General features: G+C 69.6%; 22 protein-coding genes. 12 read left to right on the top strand and 10 right to left on the bottom strand.

The features are described from left to right. Nucleotides 1–21: 21 nt before the first annotated feature. The 10 genes from ACWEIJ_RS07650 (at nt 22) to ACWEIJ_RS07605 (ending at nt 10,370) form a co-directional block, all read left to right on the top strand. Nucleotides 22–1,017, top strand: coding sequence for a Gfo/Idh/MocA family protein (locus ACWEIJ_RS07650; protein WP_449836380.1), 996 nt, complete (start codon nt 22–24; stop codon nt 1,015–1,017). Further along, nucleotides 1,017–1,877: a TIM barrel protein gene (locus tag ACWEIJ_RS07645; protein ID WP_449836379.1), complete on the top strand. Its 861-nt coding sequence runs from the start codon at nt 1,017–1,019 to the stop codon at nt 1,875–1,877. The genes ACWEIJ_RS07650 and ACWEIJ_RS07645 overlap by 1 nt, the downstream gene beginning before the upstream one ends. 14 nt (nt 1,878–1,891) lie before the next feature. Next, nucleotides 1,892–2,875: a sugar ABC transporter substrate-binding protein gene (locus tag ACWEIJ_RS07640; protein WP_449836378.1), complete on the top strand. Its 984-nt coding sequence runs from the start codon at nt 1,892–1,894 to the stop codon at nt 2,873–2,875. A gap of 15 nt (nt 2,876–2,890) precedes the next feature. Next, entirely contained in the window at nt 2,891–3,940 is a 1,050-nt protein-coding gene (locus tag ACWEIJ_RS07635; RefSeq protein ID WP_449836377.1) for an ABC transporter permease, read from the top strand. Further along, complete coding sequence (locus ACWEIJ_RS07630) at nt 3,937–4,707, top strand: ATP-binding cassette domain-containing protein (protein WP_449836376.1); 771 nt, start codon at nt 3,937–3,939, stop codon at nt 4,705–4,707. Before ACWEIJ_RS07635 ends, ACWEIJ_RS07630 begins: the two co-directional genes overlap by 4 nt. Beyond that, nucleotides 4,704–5,639, top strand: a complete 936-nt coding sequence (gene iolC, locus ACWEIJ_RS07625) for a 5-dehydro-2-deoxygluconokinase (protein WP_449836375.1) — start codon at nt 4,704–4,706, stop codon at nt 5,637–5,639. The genes ACWEIJ_RS07630 and iolC overlap by 4 nt, the downstream gene beginning before the upstream one ends. Further along, nucleotides 5,636–6,541: a Cgl0159 family (beta/alpha)8-fold protein gene (locus ACWEIJ_RS07620; RefSeq protein ID WP_449836374.1), complete on the top strand. Its 906-nt coding sequence runs from the start codon at nt 5,636–5,638 to the stop codon at nt 6,539–6,541. Before iolC ends, ACWEIJ_RS07620 begins: the two co-directional genes overlap by 4 nt. Then, nucleotides 6,538–7,425: a 5-deoxy-glucuronate isomerase gene (gene iolB / locus ACWEIJ_RS07615; protein ID WP_449836373.1), complete on the top strand. Its 888-nt coding sequence runs from the start codon at nt 6,538–6,540 to the stop codon at nt 7,423–7,425. Before ACWEIJ_RS07620 ends, iolB begins: the two co-directional genes overlap by 4 nt. Beyond that, nucleotides 7,422–9,275, top strand: coding sequence for a 3D-(3,5/4)-trihydroxycyclohexane-1,2-dione acylhydrolase (decyclizing) (gene iolD / locus ACWEIJ_RS07610; RefSeq protein ID WP_449836372.1), 1,854 nt, complete (start codon nt 7,422–7,424; stop codon nt 9,273–9,275). Before iolB ends, iolD begins: the two co-directional genes overlap by 4 nt. 105 nt (nt 9,276–9,380) lie before the next feature. Beyond that, nucleotides 9,381–10,370 carry an NADH:flavin oxidoreductase/NADH oxidase gene (locus ACWEIJ_RS07605; protein WP_449836371.1) on the top strand — a complete coding sequence of 330 codons (990 nt, stop codon included), beginning with the start codon at nt 9,381–9,383 and terminating at the stop codon, nt 10,368–10,370. Between the two features lie 72 nt (nt 10,371–10,442). Here the strand turns inward: ACWEIJ_RS07605 and ACWEIJ_RS07600 are convergent, their stop codons facing one another. Continuing rightward, nucleotides 10,443–10,625, bottom strand: coding sequence for a DUF3073 domain-containing protein (locus ACWEIJ_RS07600; protein ID WP_355437970.1), 183 nt, complete (start codon nt 10,623–10,625; stop codon nt 10,443–10,445). Between the two features lie 173 nt (nt 10,626–10,798). On the opposite strand from ACWEIJ_RS07600, the gene ACWEIJ_RS07595 reads away from it, so the two are divergent. Further along, nucleotides 10,799–11,662, top strand: a complete 864-nt coding sequence (locus ACWEIJ_RS07595; RefSeq protein ID WP_449836370.1) for a hypothetical protein — start codon at nt 10,799–10,801, stop codon at nt 11,660–11,662. Here ACWEIJ_RS07595 and ACWEIJ_RS07590 read toward each other — a convergent pair. Genes ACWEIJ_RS07590 through ACWEIJ_RS07570 form a run of 5 tightly spaced genes read right to left on the bottom strand, consistent with a single transcriptional unit; the run spans nt 11,605 to nt 15,748 of the window. Next, on the bottom strand, nt 11,605–12,783 hold the full coding sequence (locus tag ACWEIJ_RS07590; RefSeq protein WP_449836369.1) for an MFS transporter: 1,179 nt from the start codon (nt 12,781–12,783) through the stop codon (nt 11,605–11,607). The genes ACWEIJ_RS07595 and ACWEIJ_RS07590 overlap by 58 nt on opposite strands. Nucleotides 12,784–12,826: 43 nt before the next feature. Further along, nucleotides 12,827–13,396, bottom strand: a complete 570-nt coding sequence (locus tag ACWEIJ_RS07585; protein ID WP_112262787.1) for an RsiG family protein — start codon at nt 13,394–13,396, stop codon at nt 12,827–12,829. 60 nt (nt 13,397–13,456) lie between these two features. Continuing rightward, entirely contained in the window at nt 13,457–14,281 is an 825-nt protein-coding gene (locus ACWEIJ_RS07580; protein ID WP_449836368.1) for a 3-keto-5-aminohexanoate cleavage protein, read from the bottom strand. Nucleotides 14,282–14,300: 19 nt separating this feature from the next. After that, nucleotides 14,301–15,362 carry a CAF17-like 4Fe-4S cluster assembly/insertion protein YgfZ gene (ygfZ, locus tag ACWEIJ_RS07575; RefSeq protein WP_449836367.1) on the bottom strand — a complete coding sequence of 354 codons (1,062 nt, stop codon included), beginning with the start codon at nt 15,360–15,362 and terminating at the stop codon, nt 14,301–14,303. Then, entirely contained in the window at nt 15,359–15,748 is a 390-nt protein-coding gene (locus ACWEIJ_RS07570; RefSeq protein WP_449836849.1) for a Fur family transcriptional regulator, read from the bottom strand. Before ACWEIJ_RS07570 ends, ygfZ begins: the two co-directional genes overlap by 4 nt. Before the next feature lie 71 nt (nt 15,749–15,819). Here ACWEIJ_RS07570 and ACWEIJ_RS07565 point away from each other — a divergent pair, with 71 nt between their 5' ends. Beyond that, nucleotides 15,820–16,662 (top strand): aminodeoxychorismate lyase, encoded by an 843-nt coding sequence (locus ACWEIJ_RS07565; protein WP_449836366.1) that lies wholly within the window; start codon nt 15,820–15,822, stop codon nt 16,660–16,662. Here the strand turns inward: ACWEIJ_RS07565 and ACWEIJ_RS07560 are convergent. The 4 genes from ACWEIJ_RS07560 to ACWEIJ_RS07545 all read right to left on the bottom strand — a co-directional run bounded on the left by ACWEIJ_RS07560 (nt 16,659) and on the right by ACWEIJ_RS07545 (nt 21,421). Then, nucleotides 16,659–19,193, bottom strand: coding sequence for a glycosyl hydrolase family 18 protein (locus ACWEIJ_RS07560; RefSeq protein ID WP_449836365.1), 2,535 nt, complete (start codon nt 19,191–19,193; stop codon nt 16,659–16,661). The two genes, ACWEIJ_RS07565 and ACWEIJ_RS07560, sit on opposite strands and share 4 nt — an antisense overlap. Nucleotides 19,194–19,278: 85 nt before the next feature. Next, a complete protein-coding gene (locus ACWEIJ_RS07555) occupies nt 19,279–20,130 on the bottom strand; it encodes a 5-oxoprolinase subunit C family protein (protein ID WP_449836364.1) in 852 nt (283 codons plus the stop codon). After that, nucleotides 20,127–20,714 (bottom strand): 5-oxoprolinase subunit PxpB, encoded by a 588-nt coding sequence (gene pxpB, locus ACWEIJ_RS07550; RefSeq protein WP_449836363.1) that lies wholly within the window; start codon nt 20,712–20,714, stop codon nt 20,127–20,129. Before pxpB ends, ACWEIJ_RS07555 begins: the two co-directional genes overlap by 4 nt. Before the next feature lie 62 nt (nt 20,715–20,776). Next, nucleotides 20,777–21,421, bottom strand: coding sequence for an FABP family protein (locus ACWEIJ_RS07545; protein WP_449836362.1), 645 nt, complete (start codon nt 21,419–21,421; stop codon nt 20,777–20,779). Nucleotides 21,422–21,830 lie beyond the last annotated feature (409 nt).

Below are 21,830 nucleotides of genomic sequence, written 5' to 3'. Positions count from 1 at the left end.
CGAGAACAGGGGAAACCTGCGATGCGGATCGGAGTAGCGGGTGTCGGCAGGATCGGCACCATGCACGCGACCAACCTCGCCGCACTGGATCGAGTCGACGAGGTGCTTCTCTTCGACCCGGTGCCCGGTCGTGCCGCGCAGGCGTCGGCCGAGCTGAGCGGAACCAAGGCGGTCGACGACCTCGACACGTTGCTCGGCAACGTCGACGGCGTCCTGCTCGCCACCCCGACCAACACCCACCCGGAGATGCTCCGCGCGGCGATCGCCAGGGGCGTCCCCACGCTGTGCGAGAAGCCGATCGCGAGCGACCTCGCCGAGATGACCGCGCTGGTCGAGGACGTCGAGAAATCCGGTGTGGAGGTCCTCGTGGGCTTCCAGCGCCGCTTCGACCCGGCCATCTACGAGCTGAACCGCCGCATCCGCGCGGGCGAGGTCGGCGACATCTACCTGGTCAGGGCCGTCGGCAACGACGCGAACCCGCCGGACTTCTCCTACCTGCCCGCGTCCGGGGGCATCTTCCGCGACCTGCTGATCCACGACCTGGACTGCGTGCCGTGGCTGGTCGGCGAGCCGGTCGTCGAGGTCTACGCGAGTGGTTCGGTGCTGGTGCATCAGGCGTTCGCGGACGCCGACGACGTGGACAACGCCGTGGTGATGCTGAAGTTCGCGGGCGGCGCGCACGCCACGCTGGCGGGCGGCCGGCACGACCCGGTCGGCTACGACCACCGCATCGAGGTGCTGGGCAGCAAGGACTCGCTGGTCGCGGGCGTCGACCCGCGCACCCCGCTGAACTCGCTGGAGCCTGGCGGTCACGTGGCCGGACCGGACGCCTACCCCGGCTTCCCCGAGCGCTTCCACCGCGCCTACGTCAACGAGATGAACCTGTTCACGCAGGTCATCAAGGGCGAAGTCGCGAACCCGTCACCGGCGCGGGAGAGTCTGATCAGCCTTCGCCTGGCTGTTGCGTGTGAGCAGTCGCGCCGCACCGGCGCACCAGTGAAGATCGAGGGGAACTGATGGCCAAGATCGCTGGGGCACCCATCTCCTGGGGCGTGTGCGAGGTTCCGGGCTGGGGCAACGTCCTGCCCGCGGACACGGTCCTGTCCGAAATGCACTCGCTCGGCCTCACCGCCACCGAACTCGGCCCGCCGGACTACCTGCCGGCCGACCCCGAAGCGTTGAAGACCCTCCTGAGCGGCCACGAGCTCACCCTCGTCGGCGGCTTCCTCGCGGTCACGCTGCACACGGACGTCCAGTCCACTCTGGACGAGGCCGACCGCGTGGCCGCGATCCTCAAGGCGGGCGGGGCCGAGGTCCTCGTCCTGGCCGCGGCCACGGGCCTCGACGGCTATGACGAACGGCCGCAGCTCACCGACGACGAGTGGAACACCCTCGTCGACACCTGCGCGAAGATCCGGGAGATCGCCGCGAAGCACGGTCTCGGCACCGTGCTGCACCCGCACGTGGGCACCCACGTCGAGCGGGAGGCGGAGGTCGACCGGTTCCTCGCGGACTCCGATCTCCAGCTCTGCCTGGACACCGGCCACCTGCTCATCGGTGGCACGGACCCGGTCGAGCTGGCGCGCCGCTACCCGGACCGGATCGGTCACGTGCACCTCAAGGACGTGCGCGACGAGATCGCGGCGCAGGTGCGCAGCGGCGAACTCAGTTACACCGATGCCGTGGAACAGGGCATCTACGTGCCGCTCGGGGACGGCGACGTGGACGTGGAAGCGCTGGTGAAGCTCGTTCAAGAGGCGGGCTACGCCGGTTGGTTCGTGCTTGAGCAGGACACCCGGCTCAAGGACGGAAGCCCAGTGGACAAGCCACTGAAGGACACCGCGCGCAGCCTCGCGCACCTCAGCAAGATCCTCTGAAGGGACTGGAGACGATGAAGTCTCGCTTGGTCATCCGTGCGGGCGTGGCGCTCGCGGGTGTTGCTCTACTCGCCGCCTGTAGCGGTCCCACGGGAACGAACACCCAAAACACGCAGAACAACAGCGCGCCGGCGACCGGAGACCTCAAGGTCGCCGTCATCACGCACGGCACCGCGGGCGACGCGTTCTGGAGCGTCGTGAAGGTCGGTGCGGAGGACGCGGGCAAGCAGCTCGGCGTCGGCGTCACCTACAACTCCGACGGCGACCCCGGCGCCCAGGCCAAGCTGATCGACAACGCCGTGTCGCAGAAGGTCGGCGGCATCGTGGTGTCGATGGCGAACCCGGACGCGTTGAAGACCTCCATCCAGAACGCGGTGAAGGCCGGCATCCCGGTCATCACGATCAACTCCGGCAGCGCGAAGAGCGCGGAGTTCGGCGCCATGGCGCACGTCGGCCAGGAGGAGTCGATCGCGGGTGAGGAGGCCGGCAAGAAGCTCAAGGCCGCCGGCAGGACCAAGCTGCTGTGCGTGATCCACGAGGCCGGCAACACCGGCCTCAACCAGCGCTGCGACGGTGCCCGCACCGGTTTCGGCGGCACGGTGGAGAACCTGCAGGTCGACATCTCCAACCCGACCGACATCGAGTCCCGGATCAAGGCCAAGCTGCAGTCCGACACGTCGTTCGACGGCGTGCTCGCGCTGAACCCGCAGGTGGCCGTGAACGCGGCGTCGGCGATCAAGGGCGCGGGCTCGAAGGCGCAGGTCGCGACGTTCGACCTGAACGCCGACGTGGTCACCGCGATCAAGTCCGGTGACGTGCTGTTCGCCGTCGACCAGCAGCAGTACGAGCAGGGCTACCTACCGATCGTGATGCTGAAGCTCTTCCACGACAACGCGAACACCCTCGGCGGTGGCAAGCCCGTCCTGACCGGCCCCGGCTTCGTCGACAAGTCCAACGTGGACAAGGTCGCGGAGTACGCCAAGGCCGGCAAGCGCTAGGGAGGACAGGGAGAGATGACCGTGACGGCTCAAGCGCCACCGGCTGCCGACGAACGGCTGGGCAAGCCGAGGTTGCTCGACCAGCTGGTCGTGCGTCCGGAGATCGGCGCCCTGCTCGGCGCACTGCTCGTGTTCCTGTTCTTCTCCGTGGTCACCGAGCAGTTCCTGAGCCTGGGCGGTGCGGCCACGTGGCTGGACGACGCCTCGATGCTCGGCATCATGGCGGTGGCCGTGGCGTTGCTCATGATCGGCGGCGAGTTCGACCTGTCCGCCGGTGTCATGACCGCGTCCACGGCGCTCGTCACGGCCATCCTCTCCACCCGGCTGGGCCTGAACGTCTGGCTGTCGTTGCTGGTCTCGCTCGCCTTCGCGCTGGCGGTGGGCGCGTTGAACGGCTGGCTCGTGATGCGCACGGGCCTGCCGAGCTTCATCGTGACGCTGGGCAGCTTCCTCGCGTTGCAGGGCCTCAACCTCGGCGTGACGCGCCTGATGACCGGCAGCGTGCAGGTGTCGGGCATGCGGGCGACCAGCGGCTACGAGTCGGCCGGTTACCTGTTCGCGTCGACGTTCCAGATCGGCGGCCAGAGCTTCTACGTGTCGATCATCTGGTGGGTGCTGTTCACGGTCATCGCCTCGACCGTGCTGGTGCGCACCAAGTTCGGCAACTGGATCTTCGCGATCGGTGGTGCCGCGCAGAGCTCGCGCGCGGTCGGTGTGCCGGTCGTGCGGTCGAAGATCCTGCTGTTCATGACGACCGCGTTCGCCGCCTGGCTGGTCGGGTCGATCAACATCCTGCGGTACGCGAGCGTGCAGGCGAACCAGGGCATCGGCCTGGAGTTCCAGTACATCATCGCGGCGGTGATCGGCGGCTGCCTGCTGACCGGTGGCTTCGGTTCCGCGGTGGGCGCGGCGATCGGCGCGCTGATCTTCGGCATGGCCCGGCAGGGCATCGTCTACGCCGGCTGGAACAGCGACTGGTTCCAGCTGTTCCTCGGCGTGATGCTGCTGGCCGCCGTGCTGGTGAACAACATGCTGCGGCGCCGGGCGGAAAGGGTGAAGCGATGACGTCCCTGATCGAAGTCGAGAACATCGGCAAGACCTACGGCAGCGTCATCGCGTTGAGCGAGGTGTCCACTGTGGTCAACGCGGGTGAGGTCACCTGCGTGCTCGGTGACAACGGCGCCGGCAAGTCGACCCTGATCAAGATCCTCGCCGGAGTCCACCAGCACGACCAGGGGTCGTTCAAGGTCGAGGGCGAGGAGATCAGGTTCTCGTCGCCGCGCGAGGCCCTGGACCACGGCATCGCGACCGTGTACCAGGACCTCGCGGTCGTGCCGCTGATGTCGGTGTGGCGCAACTTCTTCCTGGGTTCGGAGCCCACCACGAAGTTCGGCTTCCTGGACCGCAAGAAGGGCCGGGAGGTCACCAAGAAGGCGTTGTCCGACATGGGCATCGACCTGCGGGACGTGGAACAGCCGGTCGGCACGCTGTCCGGTGGTGAACGGCAGTGCGTCGCGATCGCCCGTGCCGTGCACTTCGGCGCCAAGGTGCTGATCCTGGACGAACCGACCGCGGCGCTCGGCGTGAAGCAGGCCGGTGTCGTGCTGAAGTACGTGGCCCAGGCGCGTGATCGCGGCCTCGGCGTCGTGCTGATCACGCACAACCCGCACCACGCCTACCCGGTCGGCAACCGGTTCCTGCTGCTCAAGCGCGGCCGCGCGCTGGGGTCGTACGAGAAGTCGGAGATCGGCCTGGAGGAGCTGACACGTCAGATGGCCGGTGGCGCGGAGCTCGAAGCGCTGGCCCACGAACTGCGGGGTGTCGAGGCGTGACGTCGTCTCTGGAAGTGCTGACCGTCGGCCGGGTCGGGGTCGATCTCTACCCCGAGCAGTCCGGCGTGCCGCTGGCGCAGGTCAGCACCTTCGCCAAGTCGCTCGGCGGCACCGCGACCAACGTCGCGGTCGCCGCCGCTCGGCTGGGGCGGAAAGCCGGTGTCCTCACCAAGGTCGGCCCGGACGGGTTCGGCACCTACGTGCGTTCCGCGCTGGAGAGCTTCGGGGTGTCGTCCGAGTACGTCGGCACCTCGCCCGACCTGCTGACGCCGGTGGTGTTCTGCGAGCTCAACCCGCCCGCGGACCCGCCGTTGCTGTTCTACCGGCTGCCGATCGCGCCGGACCTGACGTTGAACGAGGACGACGTGCCGTGGTCGCTCGTGCGCGACGTCCCGCTGTTGTGGGTGACGGGCACCGGCGTGTCCGCCGAACCGGCCCGTTCGACCCAGCGCGCGATGCTCGGCAGCCGCGCCCGGCACGGACACACCGTGCTGGACCTGGACTACCGGCCGATGTTCTGGCCGGACGTCAAGACCGCGCGTGCCGAGATCAGCTGGATGCTCGACCACGTGACGGTCGCCGTGGGCAACCGGACGGAGTGCGAGGTCGCGGTCGGCACGTCCGACCCCGACGAGGCCGCCGACCGGCTGCTGGCCCGCGGAATCTCGTTGGCGCTGGTCAAGAAGGGCGCTGAGGGCGTGCTCGTGGCCACGCCGGAAGGTCGTTGGACCGTGGCGCCGAACCCGGTCGAGGTCGTGTGCGGCCTCGGTGCCGGTGACGCGTTCGGCGGGTCGTTGGTGCACGGCCTGCTCTCGGGCTGGGACCCGGTGAAGATCGCCCGCTACGCCAACGCGGCCGGCGCGATCGTGGCCTCCCGGCTGGCCTGTGCGGACGCGATGCCGGATCAGGAAGAGATCGAGGAACTGCTGTGATCACCGACGAGCAGTGGGCTTCTTTGCTGGAGACCCGCGCGACCGACCCAGGCGCGGTGCGGCGGGCGTACCAGGCCCGCAAGCGGCGGAACTCCTTGCTGAACGGCAAGTCCACGCTGTTCCTGGTCGCGGCGGACCACCCGGCACGCGGCGCGCTCGGCGTCGGTGGCGACCCGCTGGCGATGGCCGACCGGCGGTCGCTGCTCGGCAGGTTGCTGACGGCGCTGGCGAACCCCGAGGTCGACGGTGTCCTCGGCACGCCGGACGTCATCGAGGACCTGCTGCTGCTGGACGGCCTGGACGAGCGCGTGGTCATCGGTTCGATGAACCGCGGTGGCCTGGCCGGTGCGGACTGGGAGATCGACGACAGGTTCACCGCGTACGACGCGTCGTCCATCGCCGCGTTCGGGCTGGACGGCGGCAAGATGCTGCTGCGCCTGGTCGACTCCGACCCCGGCACGATCCCCACGCTGGAAGGCTGCGCGCGGGCCGTCACCGAGCTCGCCGAGCACGGCCTGATGGCCATGGTGGAACCGTTGCCGTACAAGCGTGATCACAACGACAAGCTGGTGCTGCAGAAGGACGCGGCGGCCCTGTCGCGCGCCTCGGCCGTGGCCGCCGGGCTGGGCGCGACCTCCGCCTACACCTGGCTGAAGCTGCCCGCGCCGGACGAGCCGGACGTCGTGCTGGACACCACCGCGTTGCCCGCGCTGGTGCTCGGTGGCGTGCCGTCCGAACGGCCGGAGGACGACCTCGCGTCGTGGGGCCGCTCGCTGCGCCACCCGACCGTGCGCGGCCTGGTCGTCGGTCGCGCGTTGCTCTACCCGCCGGACGGCGACGTCGCCGCCGCGGTCGCCGCCGCCGCTGAAGTTCTGCGCACCGCGAGGGGAATCACGGTATGACTTTGCACCGTCCACACGGGACTCTCTCGACCTCGACGGACGTCATCTCGTTGGCACCGGAGGACGCGGGCTGGACCTACACGGGACTGCGCGTGCTGCGGATCGAGGCAGGCTGGGTGCGCACGATCGAGACCGGTGAGTTCGAGGCGTTCGTCCTGCCGCTCGCCGGATCGTTGACGGTCGAGGTCGACGACGAGCGCTACGAGCTGCAGGGCCGTGACTCGGTGTTCACCCGCGTCACCGACTTCGCTTACGTGCCGCGGGACGCGTCGGTCACCTTGTCCTCTGTGGACGGTTGCGAGGTCGCGCTGCCGATGGCGCGTTGCACCCGCAGGCTGACGCCGAAGTACGGTCCGGCCGACGGCGTTCCGGTCGAGGTCAGGGGTTCCGGCAACGCCACCCGCCAGGTCACCAACTTCGGCGTGCCCGGCGTGTGGGACCACGCGGACAAGCTCAACGCGTGCGAGCTGATCACCCCGGACGGCAACTGGTCGTCGTATCCGCCGCACAAGCACGACTCCTCACAACCCTGTGAGGTCGAGAACGAGGAGATCTACTACTTCCGGATCGCCGATCGGGACCAGGTCACCCCGTCCCGCACGGGTTTCGGCTTCCACCGCACGTACACCGACGACGGCACGATCGACGAGGACGTGACCGTCCGCGACGGTGACGTGTTCCTGATCCCGCGCGGCTACCACGGTCCGTGCGTTGCGGCGCCGGGTTACCCGATGTACTACCTGAACGTGCTGGCCGGACCGGGCGACGAACGTTCGATGGCGTTCTGCGACGACCCGGCGCACACCTGGGTCCGCGACAGCTGGGCGACGCAGGAACTGGATCCGCGCTGCCCGGTCACGACCGCAGAGGGGCGGGTCAAGTGAAGCTCACGACCGCACAGGCGCTGGTCCGCTGGATGCTGGCGCAGCGCACGGAGTTGTTCGACGGCACGCAGGCGCCGCTGTTCCCCGGCGTCTTCGGGATCTTCGGCCACGGCAACGTGCTCGGCCTCGGCAACGCGCTCGAAGAGGTCCGCGACCGCCTGCCGGTCTGGCGCGGCCACAACGAGCAGGGCATGGCGCTCGCCGCGGTCGGCATCGGCAAGGCCACCCACCGCCGCCAGGTCGGCGTCGCCACGTCGTCGATCGGCCCCGGCGCGCTGAACATGGTGACCGCGGCGGGCGTCGCCCACGCGAACCGCCTGCCGCTGCTGCTCCTGCCCGGCGACACGTTCACCGGCCGCGCGCCCGACCCGGTGCTGCAGCAGGTCGAGCACTTCCACGACCCGACCGCGACGGTGAACGACGCGTTCCGCGCGGTCAGCCGCTACTTCGACCGCATCACCCGTCCCGAGCAGCTGCTGTCGACGCTGCCGCAGGTCGCGCGCGTCCTCACCGACCCGGCCGACTGCGGCCCGGTGACCCTGGCGCTGCCGCAGGACGTCCAGGCCGAGTCCTACGACTTCCCCGACGCGCTGTTCGCCCCGGTCGTGCACCGCCTGCAACGCCAGCGCCCCGACCTGCACGCCCTGGCCGACGCCGCACGGGCGATCCGCGGCGCGTCCCGCCCGTTGCTGGTGCTGGGCGGCGGCGTCCGCTACTCCGGTGCCGCCGGAAGGGCGTTGCGGTTCGCCGAGCAGCACAACATCCCGATCACCGAGACCACGGCCGGCCGCACGCTCGTCCCGCACGACCACCCGCTGCACGCCGGCCCGCTCGGCATCACCGGCTCGACCTCGGCCAACGTCCTGGCGGGCGAGGCCGACCTGGTCATCGCCGTCGGCACCCGCCTGCAGGACTTCACCACGGCGTCCTGGACCGTCTTCGCGCCGGGCGTGCACCTGATCTCGCTGAACGCCGCCCGCTTCGACGCCGTGAAGCACGGCTCGTTCGCCCTGGTCGCCGACGCCGACGAGGGCCTGCGCGAGCTGACCGACCTCCTCGGCGCCTGGCAGGCACCCGCCGACTGGGCTCGCCGGTCCCAGACCGAACGCGCGAAGTGGGACCGGCACATCACGTCGTTGCGCGAGCCTTCCGCGGGCCTGCCGACGTACGCCCAGGTGGTCGGCGTCGTGAACGACGTCAGCGGCCCCACCGACTACGTGATGACCGCGTCCGGCGGCCTGCCCGGCGAGCTGATCGGCGGCTGGCGCGCGACCGGCGAGGCCACCATGGACGTCGAGTACGGCTTCTCCTGCATGGGCTACGAACTGGCCGGAGCCTGGGGTGCCGCCATCGCGCACACCGACGGCGTGGTCACCACCCTGCTCGGCGACGGCTCGTACCTGATGCTGAACGCCGAGCTGTTCTCCGCGGCCTTCGCGGGCCACGGCTTCGTTGCCGTCGTCTGCGACAACGACGGCTACGCGGTCATCCACCGCCTGCAGACGGGCCAGGGCGGCGCGGGCTACAACAACCTCTACGCCGACTGCACGACCAGCCACGCCGAACCCCCGCGCACGGACTTCGCCGCCCACGCCGCCGCGATGGGCTGTGCGGTCTTCCCGGTCGACTCGCTGGCCGACCTCGAAGGCGCCTACCGCAAGGCGCGGGAGGTTGCGGTCGCAGAGAAGCGCCCGGCCGTCGTCGTGATCCGCACGCACCCGTCGTCGTGGACCGAGGCCGGGGCGTGGTGGGAGGTCGGCGTGCCGGAGGTCTCCCACCGGACGGAGATCGCGGCGGCGCGCGAGGAAGTGCTGGAGGGCAAGGCCCGCCAGGTGCGCTACCTGAGCTGAGCGTCACCTCCCGGTGACTGAGACAACCTCGCACCGGGGAACAACGCGCGCACGAGCTCCCTTGAACAGTTAGTTAGGTCTACGAACTGTTCGAGGGAGCTTCTCGTGAGCCTGCTCTTCTCCCCGCTCACCCTGCGGTCGGTCACGCTGCCCAACCGCATCGCGGTGAGCCCGATGTGCCAGTACTCGGCGACCGACGGCGTGCCGAACGACTGGCACCTCGTCCACCTGGGCTCCCGTGCCGTGGGCGGCGCCGGCCTGGTGATCGCCGAGGCGACTGCCGTCGAGCCGCGTGGCCGGATCTCGGCGCAGGACGTCGGCATCTGGAACGACGAGCAGGTCGCGGCGTGGCGGCGGATCACCGCGTTCATCAAGGAGCAGGGCAGCGTTCCCGGCGTCCAGCTCGCGCACGGCGGGCGCAAGGCGTTCGGCGACTGGATGCCGGTCGCGCCGACGACCGAGCCGTTCCCGGGCCTGAACACGCCGGAGAAGCTCACCGAGCACGGCAGCATCGTCAAGGCGTTCGTCGAGGGTGCCCTCAGGGCGGTCGAGGCCGGCTTCGAGGTGCTCGAGATCCACGCCGCCCACGGCTACCTGCTCCACGAGTACTACTCGCCGCTCACGAACGAGGGCAGCATCGAGGAACGCATCGCCGTCCCCGTCGAGGTCACCGCCGCCGTGCGGGCAGCGGTCGGCCCGGACGTGCCGGTGTTCGTCCGGATCTCCGGCACCGACTGGGTGGACGACGGCTGGACCGCCGACGACAGCGTTGTGCTGGCACAGGCGCTCAAGGCCGCGGGTGCGGACCTGATCGACGTGTCCAGCGGTGGCAACACCGCGCAGGCGGACATCCCGATCGGGCCCGGCTACCAGGTGCCGCTCGCCGAGGCGGTGCGACGCAAGGCAGACGTGCCCACGGGTGCGGTCGGCCTGATCACCGAGGCGAATCAGGCCGAACAGGTGTTGAACGACGGTTCCGCCGACCTGGTCCTGCTCGCGCGCGAACTGCTCCGCGACCCGTACTGGCCGCTGCGCGCGGCACAGCAGCTGGGCGTGGAGGTCAAGGCGCCGAGGCAGTACGCCAGGGCGTTCTGAGAGCGCCCTCAGAGTTCAAGGGTTGGGCAACCGGATCATCGGTGCCCAACCCTTGAACTCTTCAGGCTGAATTCAGCGACGGTAGTCGTCGTAGTCGTCGTACGGGTCGTCGTGGCGTTCTTCGCCACCACTCCCGTTCGACGATGGTTCGCCAGACAGCTCGCGCTGCAGAGCAGCGAAGTCGGTCTCATGGGAGCTGTACTTGAGCTCCCTGGCGACCTTCGTCTGCTTGGCCTTCGCTCGGCCGCGCCCCATGGCTCGACCCCCTCGCACAGGGACGGGGGCGGCCGGGGGAACGGCGGCCCCACTCGTCTCGACAACTAGTTCCTGGTAACTACCGTACCGTGCCGATGGGGTTCCTCGCGACGCGGTAGGGGTGACACGTACCGCCAAATCTCGCGGCCACCCCCGCGTGGAAGGATGCACAGGTGCCCAGACCGTTCGTCGCCTACCTTCGGGTGTACGAACCGTTATCGACAATGGACGCACCGCTAGCGGACAAGGTCCGAAAAGCCCTGGAAACAGGCCCGTTACCTCGTTCGGAGGCAGGGGACCGCGAAAGGGAACTGTGGTTGCGATCACAGTTGGCCAAGAAGATGCTCCCCGCCGACTCCCACTTCGACGTGATGACGATCAGTCCGGCCGAGGTGCCGACGTCTGAGGCCGCGCGTGTCGGCCCCGGACCTCTCGTGTGCCCGCTGGACCTCAGGGCGCGGTCCGCGGCGGCTCTGGTGGGCTTCCTGGCCTCTTCTCCGCCGATCTTGCAGGACGCGGCCCTCAACGTTTCTCCGGAAACGGTCCGAGCGCGCGCGTCCGCCGTGATGGCCGAGCTCGCGGGAGGAGCCGTCCATGTGATCTCCACGACCTGGACGGTGCCGCTGCCCTGGTTCGCCATCGTCGACCCGGCTCAGCGCCGCGTGGTGCTCGCCAGCGCCCAGGACGACCCGAAACGGCAGGTCTCCTGGCGGGTCGCCATGGCCGACGCGCGGCGCCGCGTCGCACGGGCGCTGAAGGTCGTGAAGTCGTCGCTGGGTGACGAGGGACCGGCCAAGGTCCTCGCCGACACCGGGCGCTGGCTGGAGCACTTCCACCCGCACTCGGCGGTCGAGCTCGACTACGGCGGCCTGGTCCAGCTGCTGGAGGACAAGGACCTCCTGGAGGACAGCTCGGCGGCCGACGTCAACGCCATCGTGGACGCGCTCGAAACCGGTGACGCCGAGGAGGTCGCGTTGCGCTACGAGACGCTGCGCGAGTTCTGGGGCGAGCTGGCCCGCAGGGAACGCCACGGCTGAAGCAGCACCCTCGCCACCACCGCCGCGGTGCCTGCCAGCACCATCGCCGCAGGCCACGCCACGTGCACCGCGACCCAGCTCGCCACGGCCGGCGTGACGGCGGCGCTCAGGTAGTTGGCCGAGTTCTGCATGGCGATCGCGGTGGCGCTGCGGCCGTCCGGCGCGAGCTCACCGGCCTCCGTGACCGCGAGACCGTTCCAGCACACCGCCAGCGCGGTCGTCGGCACCAGCACAGCGACGAGCGCGGGGACCGGTGCCTGGTCGAACACCGCGACCAGGGCGAACCCCACCGCCGTGGCGACCGCGACGATCTTCAACGGGCCCACGCGGCTGCGCACCCGGTCCGACCACACGCCCACCACCAGCCTGCCGGCGCCGCCCAGCGCCTGCGCGACGCCGAACACCACCGCGGCGGCTGTGACGGTCATGCCGTGGGTGCTCAGCAACGGCACGAGCAGGGCGGTCGCGGTGAACTGCGGCACCACGAGCAGCCCGCTGGCCACCGACAACCTGAGCAGCTTCGGATCTTTGAGGATCTGGCCCCGGTCGCTGCCCGCCCTGGTCGCGCCGGGCGGCTCGCGGACCAGCAGTGCCACGGCCACCGCCACGAAAGCGGTCACCGAGGCCAGCGCCACGAACGCCGCCGGCACGCCGTGGGTGATCGCGACACCCGGCAGAAACGCCGCGGTGAGCGCCGCGCCCAGTGGGGTCGCCGTCTGCCGCACCCCCATCGCGAGCCCGCGCTTGCCCGCGCGGAACCAGGACATGACCGCACGGCCGCTGGCGGCGTTCACACTCGCCCCGAAGAGCCCGGCTCCGAGCAACGCCACCCCCGCGAGCCACGCGTTGCCGAGTGCCACCGCCAGCAGGCAGGCGGCCGAGCCGACACCGCCGATGGTCATGGCGAGCCGTTCGCCGCGGCGGTCCGCGAAGACTCCCCAGGGGACCAGCGCGACCATCGTGCCCAGGTTGACCGCACCGAGGAGCAGCCCGACCTGGGGCAACGTCAGGGAGAAGTGCTGTTGGAGCTGGGGGCTGATCGCCGGCAGGCCGAGGAAGACGGCCGCGTTCACGCCCTGCGCCAAAGCTCCGATGCACAGCACGACCCAGCGATACCCCATGAGGGCACGCTAGGTCTGCCGTTCAAAAAGTGGAACGTCTGTCTTATCTCTTGGGACGGTGGTGGCCGCGCTCGGCCGCCAGCAGCTCGTCCACCGATGCACTTCCGCGCTGGTAGCGGGAGGCGATCTCGGCGTTGAGCTTGTCCACGACCACCTGCACCTCACGCCGCCGCACCGACACCGAGGCCTCTTCCGAGATGAACGTCTCCAACGCCTCGGCCAGCCGATCGTCGGACAACTTGCTCACGTCGGAGAGGTCCACGTCGGAAACCAAAGCCTCGACGTGCCGTTGATGCGCATCAGCACGTGACGGCTCGTGGGTCTGGTACCGGCCGAGGCCGGTCGCCGGGCCCACGGCGTTCGTGGAGAGGATCGTGGCCAGCTGCTCGACCACCGCCGAGCCACCGGAACTGCGGCGCTCCTGCTCCGCGCGCACGATGTCGATCCGCGCGTGCAGCAGCCGCCGCAGGTAGGACAGGTCGGTCTCTTCCTGCGCTGCCTCGTCGCGGAGTTCGCGCACCTCGACGAGCGGGCGCTGCTCGACGCCCTCCGTGTAGTCGGGGGCGAGCACCCGGTCGATTCGGCGGCGCCCGCCAGGACGCACCTCGATCACGTGTCCATCCTGCGGTAGATCCTCCTCACCCGCCAACACATCCCATGCACCAAACTTGTCTCAAATGTGCACGCCCAGCACCTTCCGCGCCTCGTCCGGCGTCAACGCAGGTCGTTGCGCGATCTTCGCGAGACCGGCGGCACGGGCCACGAGCTGTGCGTTGTCCCGCACCGGCACCCCACGCGAGTAGCTGATGGTGTCTTCCATACCCACGCGGAGGTGCCCACCCGCACCCAATGCGGTGAACATCACCGGAAGAGTGGTACGACCGATCCCGGTGGCGGAGAACGTTGCCCCGTCCGGCAGAGCGTTGACTGCGGCGACCAGCGTGGCGGCGTCACCGGGCATGCCGCCGGGCACTCCCATGACGAAGTCCACGTGCACGTGACCGCCCGCGGGCAGGCCGTGCTGGTCCAGCAGCCGCTTCAACGACGCGAGCTGGCCGATGTCGAAGATCTCGTACTCCGGCACGATGCCGCGTTCCTGCATGCCCTTGTGCAGCGCGACGATGAACTCCCAGCGGTTCAGGAACACGTCGTCGCCGAAGTTGACCGTGCCCATCGTGCAGGACGCCGAGTCCGGCATCGCCTCCAGCACGCGCAGCCGGTCCGACTCGGGGTCGTGCACCGACCCGCCGCTCGACAGCTGGACGACCAGGTTGGTCTCGGAGCGCAGAGCCTCGACGGTGGCCTTGAGACGGCCCAGGTCGAGCGACGGCTTGGTGTCCTCGCCGCGGATGTGGACGTGGATCATGGCTGCGCCGACCTGCTCGCAGCTCTGCGCCGTCGCGACCAGCTCTTCCAGGGTGACCGGAAGCTGCGGGACGTCGGCCTTCGCGTGTTCCGCTCCGGTGGGAGCGACGGTGATGAGCGTGCCCTGGGACATGTCCCGGGACTCTAGGGCCTCATCCCCGCAGGTTGCGAACGGCTTCCCGGCCCAAGCCGGGGGTGTCCGGTGGCACCGAGTCCGGGTCGATTCGTGCCTGAACCTCCCGTTCGGGGGCTCCGGCGACGAGGTCCGACTCGATCGGTACGGACCGCTTGATCAGCGCCAACGCGATCGGGCCCAGCTCGTGGTGCAGCACCACGCTGCCCACCCGGCCCACCACGCGGCCGTCCAGCGTGACCGGGTCACCGGTCTCCGGCTGGGCGTCCGCGGAACCATCCAGGTGGAGCAGGAGCATCCGGCGCGGCGGGCGTCCCACGTTGTGGACCTTGGCGACCGTCTCCTGACCGCGGTAGCACCCCTTGTTGAGGTGCACGGCCTGGTCGATCAGGTTGACCTCGTGCGGGATCGTGCGCTCGTCGGTGTCCACGCCCTGGCGCGGCCGCAGCGCCTCGACCCGCAGCGCCTCGAACGCGAAGCTGCCGGCCGGTCGCGCGCCCGCGTCCGTGATCCTCTGCCACCAGGACGTCAGCTCCGCCCGCGGCACCAGCAGGTCGACCGAGACCTGACCAGGCCACGACGTACGGCGCACGAAACCCTCGCCGAGCGCGTCTACGTCCGACGGCATCGGGACGCCCAGCTTCTCCAGCAACGAGGGCGTGTCCGGTCCGATGATCGACAGCAGCGCGAACTCCGCCGTGGCGTCGCGCGGCTCGACCTTCGACCAGAAGACCATCTTCTTCAGGTACGCCAGCAGGTCGTCGACCTTCTCGACGTCCAGGAACACCGTGCCGCCGACGTTCGCGACGACCATGTGGTGCTCCAGCCTGCCCTGCGCGTCGAGGATCAGCGCCTCGGTCGAGGCACCCTCGCCCAGCTGCTCGAAGTGCTGGCTCGTCAGCTGGTGCAGCCACGTGAGCCGGTCCTCGCCCGTGATCGCGATGATCCCCCGGTTCGAGCGGTCCACGACGACCGCGGCACGGGCGGCGGAGCGCTGCTCGGCGAACGGGTCGCCGTAGTGCCAGGCAACGCCGGCGTCGGTGGAATCGTCGGGCGGCGGGACGGCTCCTGGGAAGGTCACTCTGTCTCCTGCTCCTGCTTCAGGCAGTCGCGGCACGTGCCGGACAGCGCGAGGTGGCTCGCATCCAGTTCGAACCCGTCGCGTTCCCGCAATGTTCCGACCAGCGGGTCGAGCAGCTCACACGGGATCTCGTCGATCCGGCCGCAGACGTGGCACACGAGGTGCACGTGCTGGTGGTCGTCGGCCGAGTAGCTCGGCGCTCCGTGCCCCAGATGGGTGTGCCGCACCAGCCCGAGCCGGTCGAGCAGGTCGAGCGTGCGGTAGATCGTGGTGATGTTGACCGTCGGCGCGGTCTCCTGGACGCGCTGGCAGATCTGCTCGGGTGTCGCGTGCCCGAGGGACCTGACCGCGTCCAGCACCAGCTGGCGCTGCGGTGTCATCCGCATGCCGCGGTCGTGCAGCGTTTTGCGCAGCCCTCTTGCGGTCTCCACAGCACCGATGTTAGTAGGCTCTTTCCATGCGCGTGCTCGCACTGCTCGACGGAACCCTCGCTGACCCCGACTCGCCGCAGATCCGCGTCGACGACCTCGGGCTCATGCGCGGTGACGGCGTGTTCGAAACGATCCTCGTGGTCGACGGGAAGCCCCGTGAACTCACGCCCCACCTGGACCGGCTCGACCGGTCCGCGGCCATGCTCGACATGCTGCCTCCTCCGCGTGCGGAGTTCGAGCGCGCGGTCGAGCTCGTCATCGGCAACTGGGCCGGCGGCAGGGAGTTCGCTCTCAAGCTCGTCTACACCCGCGGCGTCGACGGCGGTGACGGCACGCCCACCGGTTTCGCGCTCGGCATGGAGATCGGCGCGAAGGTGCTCACGCAGCGCGCCGAGGGCCTGTCCGCGGTGACGCTGGACCGCGGCATCGACGCCGACCTGGCCGACCGCGCGCCGTGGCTGCTGCTGGGCGCGAAGTCGCTGTCGTACGCGATCAACATGGCCGCGATCCGGGAGGCCGAGCGCCGCGGCGCCGCCGAGGTCATCTTCACCACCTCGGACGGCTCGGTGCTCGAAGGCCCGACCTCCACGGTGATCCTGGTGCGCGGCAAGACGCTGGTCACGCCGCCGTCGAAGCTCGGCATCCTGCCCGGCACCACGCAGTACGCGTTGTTCCGCGCCGCCGAGCGCGCCGGCTGGACCGTGCTCGTGGAGCCGATCCAGACCGGCGAGCTCTACGACGCCGAGGGCGTGTTCCTCGCGTCCAGCGTCCGCAAGATCACGCGGGTCACCACGCTGGACGGCAAGCAGCTGCCCGACTCGTCGGCCCTGCTCGCCGAGCTGCAGGGCCTGTACGAGTCCGAGTACTAGCGGAGTCCGGCGTCGACCGCGGTCATCAACGGGCCGCGGTCACCCGACATCTCCCAGATCATCGCGCCCAGCAGGTTCTTCGACCTCAGCCACGCGGTTTTCTTCTGGATCGACCACGCGTCGTCGAAGGTCCACCACTGGTTGCCGGTGTAGCAGTAGGTCGCCACGGCCTGTTCGTCGTGGTGGACCGTGCAGTTCGGCACGGACGCGACGAGGTTCGCGTACCCGCGGGTGCCCGCCTCCTCGGCGAACTGACCGGGTGCCGCGCCACCCGCCGCCTGCCACTCCCCGTTCTTGCCGCCGTCGGTCACGTTCTGCCAGCCGCGGCCGTAGAACGCGAGCCCCACGGTGATCTTGCGCGGTGGCACGCCCGCGTCGAGGTACTGCTGCACCGCGTTCTCCACGCTGAAGTGGAACGAGTACGGGTCGTCGGTGTCGGTGTACAGGTTGCCCTGGTGGCCGGTCCGGTTCGGTTCCCACGAGTTGTCGCTGCCCGCGCCGTGGAAGTCGTAGCCCTGGACGTTGAAGATGTCCATCGACTGCGCGACCCGGCCGAGCTCCCAGCCCGCCGCGATCTTGGCGGGGTCGGCGGGGGTGAACGCGGTGAGCTGGTAGCGCTTGCCGGTCGTGGCGCCGAGCGCGTCCATCTGACGCCGGAACTCCTCGATCAGCAGCGAGTTGTTCACCTTGTCCTGCGGCCCGAAGTGGTTGCCCGCGTGGCCTTCCGCGCCCGGCCACTCCCAGTCGAGGTCGATGCCGTCGAAGATGCCGGCCGCGCTGCCGGGACCGCCCGCGCCGTTGTAGGTGGGCAGGTTGCCCTTGAGGTAGACGTCCAGGCACGACGACACGAACTTCTTGCGCGCCGCGTCGGTGGCCGAGACGTCGGAGAAGTACTTCGAGTACGTCCAGCCGCCGATCGAGATCAGCACCTTGAGGTTCGGGAACTTCGCCTTGAGCTTGCGGAGCTGGTTGTAGTTGCCGCGCAACGGTTCCCAGCCCGAGTCCGCGACGCCGTCGACCGACTGCGCCGCGCTCATCGGCCTGCTGTAGTCGGCTTCCGCGTCACCCGCGCCGTCACCCTGGCTCGGGTCCTGCGGGTTCGACGTCGTGCCCTTCGTGACGCCCTGCAGGCACGTCAGGTTGACCGGGTCGATGTTGCCGAACGCGTAGTTGACGTGGGTCAGCTTTGCGGCGTCCATGTCCTTCACGAAGTACTGACGGCCGTAGATGCCCCACTGCACGAAGTACCCGACACGGGCGTACCCGCCGACGATGTCACTCGTGCTCTCGGTCAGCGCGTTGCTCGCCGCGGACACGTTGTCGTAGGTGTCGCGGGCTTTGACCGTGAAGGTGTAGCTGGTCGACGGCGCGAGTCCGGAGACCGTCGCCGTGGTGCCGGAGACCGTCAGCTTCACGGTCGTGCCGACGTAGACGTCGTAGTTCGCGACGCCGCTGTTGTCGGTGGAAGCGTTCCACGCCAACGTGATGCTGCCCGCGTCCTTCGCCGTGGCGCGCAGGTTCGCCGGTGCGGTCGGCGGCGTCGTGTCGTTCGCGGGGTTGTTCGTCGTCACGCTCAGGGCCGCGCTAGGTGCCGACTGCGTGCCCTTGGTGTCCTTGGCCCGCACCGTGAACGAGTACGCGGTGTTCGGGTTCAGGCCGGTGATGATCGTCGACGTCGTGGTGGAGCTGCCGGCGAGCGCCGTGCCGTTGTAGACGTCGTAGCCGGCGATCGGCAGCGAGCCCGCGGTGGAGGCGTTCCACTGCAGCGTCACCGTGCGCGTGGTCTTCGACGGTGACGCCAGACCCGTTGGGGCGCTTGGCGGAGTGTCCGGCGCGCCGTTGCAGTTAGCGTTGTTGATCCGGCAGGTGACCGGGTCGACGTTCGAGCTGATCGAGAACGTCGGGCTGTACGGCTCGGTGCTGCCACCCGCCGCGACGCTCTTGTTGTAGTAGGCGGGGGTGAGCGTGACCGTGTTGCCGGACTGGGAAACGGTGCCGTTCTGGCCGTTGCTGACCGTCACGCCGGCGGGCAGCGTGAAGACGATCGACCAGTCGGAGATCGCGGCGGTGGTGTTGTTGCGGACGATGAACTTGGCCGTGCCGCCGGCGACCGAGTAGTCGGCCGTGACACCGCTCGGCGCCGGCGCGGGGTCACCGCTGCCGTCGCACGCCATGTTGTTGATCGTGCAGGTGGTGGGGTCGGCCGCCGAGCTCAGCGTGAACGCCGGGCTGTACGGCTCGGTGTTGCGTCCGGCGGGGATGTTGTTGATGTAGAAGGCAGGAGTGAGCGTCACTCTCGTGCCGTTCTGGGTGGTGGTGGCGTTCTGGACGTTGCTCACCATGACTCCGGCGGGCAGGTCGAACTTGATCGACCACCCGTTGAGCGCGGTCGTGCCCGCGTTGGCGACCACGAACTTGCCACTCGTGCCGGTGCGGGAGAAGGTCGCGGTGATGCCCGTGGCGGCCTGTGCGGGGACCGCCAATGCGAGCACGGCGATCAGAACCGCCAGCAGCGCAGGGATTCGGCGCATGCGGAACTCCAGGTAGGTAGAGATTCCGCGGCGGCCCGGCAGTAACGGTATGTGGTCTGGACCACTTACGTCAACGCCGTGGCCCTCAGCTGATCGGGCGGAACCTGACGCTCGTCCCCGGCCGCGCCTGGCCGAGAAACCGCAGGTGGTCGCGGTCGACGACGCCGATGACGGGATACCCGCCCGTCGTCGGGTGGTCGTTCAGGAAGACCACGGGCTGCCCGTCCGGCGGCACCTGGACGGCGCCGGTGATCATCCCTTCGCTGGGAATCTCGCCGTCACGACGATTCAGCTTCGTGCCGCCGAGCCGCGCGCCGACCCGGTTGCTGCGGTCGGACACCGTCCAGGAGCCTTGGCGCAGCTGGGTTTCCGCGTCCTCGAACCAGTCGTCTCTCGGGCCGAGCCGGATCGGGACGACCAACGTTTGCGGCGCTCGGACCGGCGGCACCACGTCGGCGCCGACGGGGACGCCAGGCGTGCCGAGTGGCAGAACATCGTTGTCCCGCAACGGGTCTGGACCGATTCCGGACAGCAGGTCGGTCGACCGGCTGCCCAGCTCCTCCGGAACGTCGACGCCACCGGAGATCGCGAGGTAGGTGCGCAGGCCGGTGTCCGGGGTGCCGATCCGCAACGTCGAGGCCTCGGGGAGGTGCAGCGGCTGGTGCGAGTCGGCGAGGCGGTCGTCGACCCAGACCTGCACCTGGGGGCCGGTCACCGCGACCGTGCACGACACGCCGGTGGTGATCTCCGCGCCGCCCAGCAGCAGTTCGAGCCCCGCGGCGCCCTCCTCGTTGCCGACGAGCCGGTTGGCGAGGGTGAGCGAGTGCGCGTCGAGCGCGCCGGACGGCGGCACGCCGAGGTGGGCGTGGCCAGGCCTGCCGAGATCCTGGACCAGGGCCTGCGGGCCGGTGCGGACGATCGTGACGGTGCGCTTCACGCCACCACGAACCTGACCCGGTCGCCCGGCTGGAGAAGTGCCGGGGTCTCGGCCTTCGGGTCGAACAGGGTGATGCCGGTGCGCCCGATCAGACGCCAGCCGCCGGGGGTGGACCTGGGGTAGGCCGCGGTGAACTCGCCGGCGATGCCGACGCTGCCCGCCGGGACCTTGGTGCGCGGCGAGTCCAGCCTGGGCTGCTGCAGGCTGGGCGGGAGGCCGGTCAGGTAGCCGAAGCCGGGCGCGAAGCCGCAGAACGCGACCTCGTAGGTGGCGTCCGTGTGGAGCCTGACGACTTCTTCTCGGCTGATGTCCGCCGTGTCGGCGACCAGGTCGAGGTCCGGCCCGTCGTAGGTGACCGGAATGGTGACCTCGCGGGACCTCGTCTCGGGCACGCGCGTGAGGTCGACGGTGGCGAGAACGTCTCTGACCCGGTTGAGAGCGCCCTTGACCAGCACCGTCCGGGCGGCCGGCACGAGCTCCTCAACTCCGTCGAGGCCGTGCAGGGCTGCGCGGACGGCCGCGACCTCGGTCAGTGAGTCGACCTCGACGAGGAGCGCGTCGGTTCCGCAGCGCCGTAGCAGCATGAGCCCATGCTACGGGGAATCGTGGGATTGTTGAACAATCCCACGACCCGGAGTTTCGTGTCTCAGCCGACGACGCGCTTGAGGTGCGCGGACGCGTGCGGCTGCATCGGCTGGCCGACCATCGCGCGCTCCTCGACGTAGGCGAGGTCACCGCTGTTGACGATGCCGTACAGCCGCTGCGCGCCGAGCACTTCCTTGGCGCTGGCCGTGCGGATGACCGCGTCCGTCTCGAACTCCCAGGAGGTGTTCGTCCGCGGCTTGCCGTAGTACAGCTCGACGATGCCCGTGTTGTGGGTGAGCAGCAGCTCGATGGTGTCGTCCTGCTGCGGCCGCCAGAACCCCTGCTCACGCGCGGCGGGCCGAATCACCTCGCCGGCCTCGCTGAGCAGCCAGCTGCGCGCCTCGTAGACGAGGAACGGCCGCCCGTCGTGCGCGAACGTGATCTGCTGACCGAAGCGGAACGGCCCGTCGATCGTCGGGTAGACGATCTCGCCCTCGCCTCGCCAGACACCCACGAGCGGAAGAACCGACAGCAGCGCGTCGTTGAGGTTCGCCCCCTCGCGCAGGTTCGCCGTGTCGCCCGCGATGGGCATGTCGGTGAACTGCGGGAGGTTGCGCTCACGCGTCGCCGCTGCTCGTTCCTCGGCCAGGCGGATGGCCTCGTCGCCGCTGCCGGGGATGGGGGCGGCGCCAGGGGTGGTCGTCATCGCTGGTCGGAGTAGAGGCGGTAGACCACGTAGCCCGCGAACCACATGACTGCGATTGTCACTAGGACCAGGAGTCCGGTGAAGATGTGTGCCACGGGAGTGAGGATATCTCTCGTGGGCTGACGTGCAGGGTCGTGGTGGTGCAGGACACCGGCTGGTCACCTTCCAGCGCCTGCCGTGCCGGGCCGATGACGGGGGTCGGTTGCGTCATCGCCGCTTCGCGACGATAGCGATTGGGGCTTGACTTCGGGGCCCTTGCGAGGTGCTGGTCGGCCTTGAAAAGCCGGGCTGAAAAGAGCCCGGCCGATCCGAGTACGCTTGCCGGGTCGACATTAGGCCGATCACGCGACCGCGTTGATCAGGTTGCGTCTCGGTTTTTGCTGCGGATCGAGCCAAACGGGCGGGTAGA

The organism is Lentzea sp. NPDC004789 (assembly GCF_053601075.1).
The sequence above is the reverse complement of the archived record's forward strand: the minus strand, read 5'-3'. Positions and strand labels throughout refer to the sequence as shown.

Bases quoted from the DNA above. Each gene is read 5' to 3' on its own strand.
- ACWEIJ_RS07650 (WP_449836380.1), top strand. From the start codon at position 22: ATGCGGATCGGAGTAGCGGGTGTCGGCAGGATCGGCACCATGCACGCG.
- ACWEIJ_RS07645 (WP_449836379.1), top strand. From the start codon at position 1,017: ATGGCCAAGATCGCTGGGGCACCCATCTCCTGGGGCGTGTGCGAGGTT.
- ACWEIJ_RS07640 (WP_449836378.1), top strand. From the start codon at position 1,892: ATGAAGTCTCGCTTGGTCATCCGTGCGGGCGTGGCGCTCGCGGGTGTT.
- ACWEIJ_RS07635 (WP_449836377.1), top strand. From the start codon at position 2,891: ATGACCGTGACGGCTCAAGCGCCACCGGCTGCCGACGAACGGCTGGGC.
- ACWEIJ_RS07630 (WP_449836376.1), top strand. From the start codon at position 3,937: ATGACGTCCCTGATCGAAGTCGAGAACATCGGCAAGACCTACGGCAGC.
- iolB (WP_449836373.1), top strand. From the start codon at position 6,538: ATGACTTTGCACCGTCCACACGGGACTCTCTCGACCTCGACGGACGTC.
- ACWEIJ_RS07600 (WP_355437970.1), bottom strand. From the start codon at position 10,625: ATGGGGCGCGGCCGAGCGAAGGCCAAGCAGACGAAGGTCGCCAGGGAG.
- ACWEIJ_RS07590 (WP_449836369.1), bottom strand. From the start codon at position 12,783: ATGGGGTATCGCTGGGTCGTGCTGTGCATCGGAGCTTTGGCGCAGGGC.
- ACWEIJ_RS07580 (WP_449836368.1), bottom strand. From the start codon at position 14,281: ATGTCCCAGGGCACGCTCATCACCGTCGCTCCCACCGGAGCGGAACAC.
- ACWEIJ_RS07570 (WP_449836849.1), bottom strand. From the start codon at position 15,748: ATGCGGATGACACCGCAGCGCCAGCTGGTGCTGGACGCGGTCAGGTCC.
- ACWEIJ_RS07565 (WP_449836366.1), top strand. From the start codon at position 15,820: ATGCGCGTGCTCGCACTGCTCGACGGAACCCTCGCTGACCCCGACTCG.
- ACWEIJ_RS07560 (WP_449836365.1), bottom strand. From the start codon at position 19,193: ATGCGCCGAATCCCTGCGCTGCTGGCGGTTCTGATCGCCGTGCTCGCA.
- pxpB (WP_449836363.1), bottom strand. From the start codon at position 20,714: ATGCTGCTACGGCGCTGCGGAACCGACGCGCTCCTCGTCGAGGTCGAC.
- ACWEIJ_RS07545 (WP_449836362.1), bottom strand. From the start codon at position 21,421: ATGACGACCACCCCTGGCGCCGCCCCCATCCCCGGCAGCGGCGACGAG.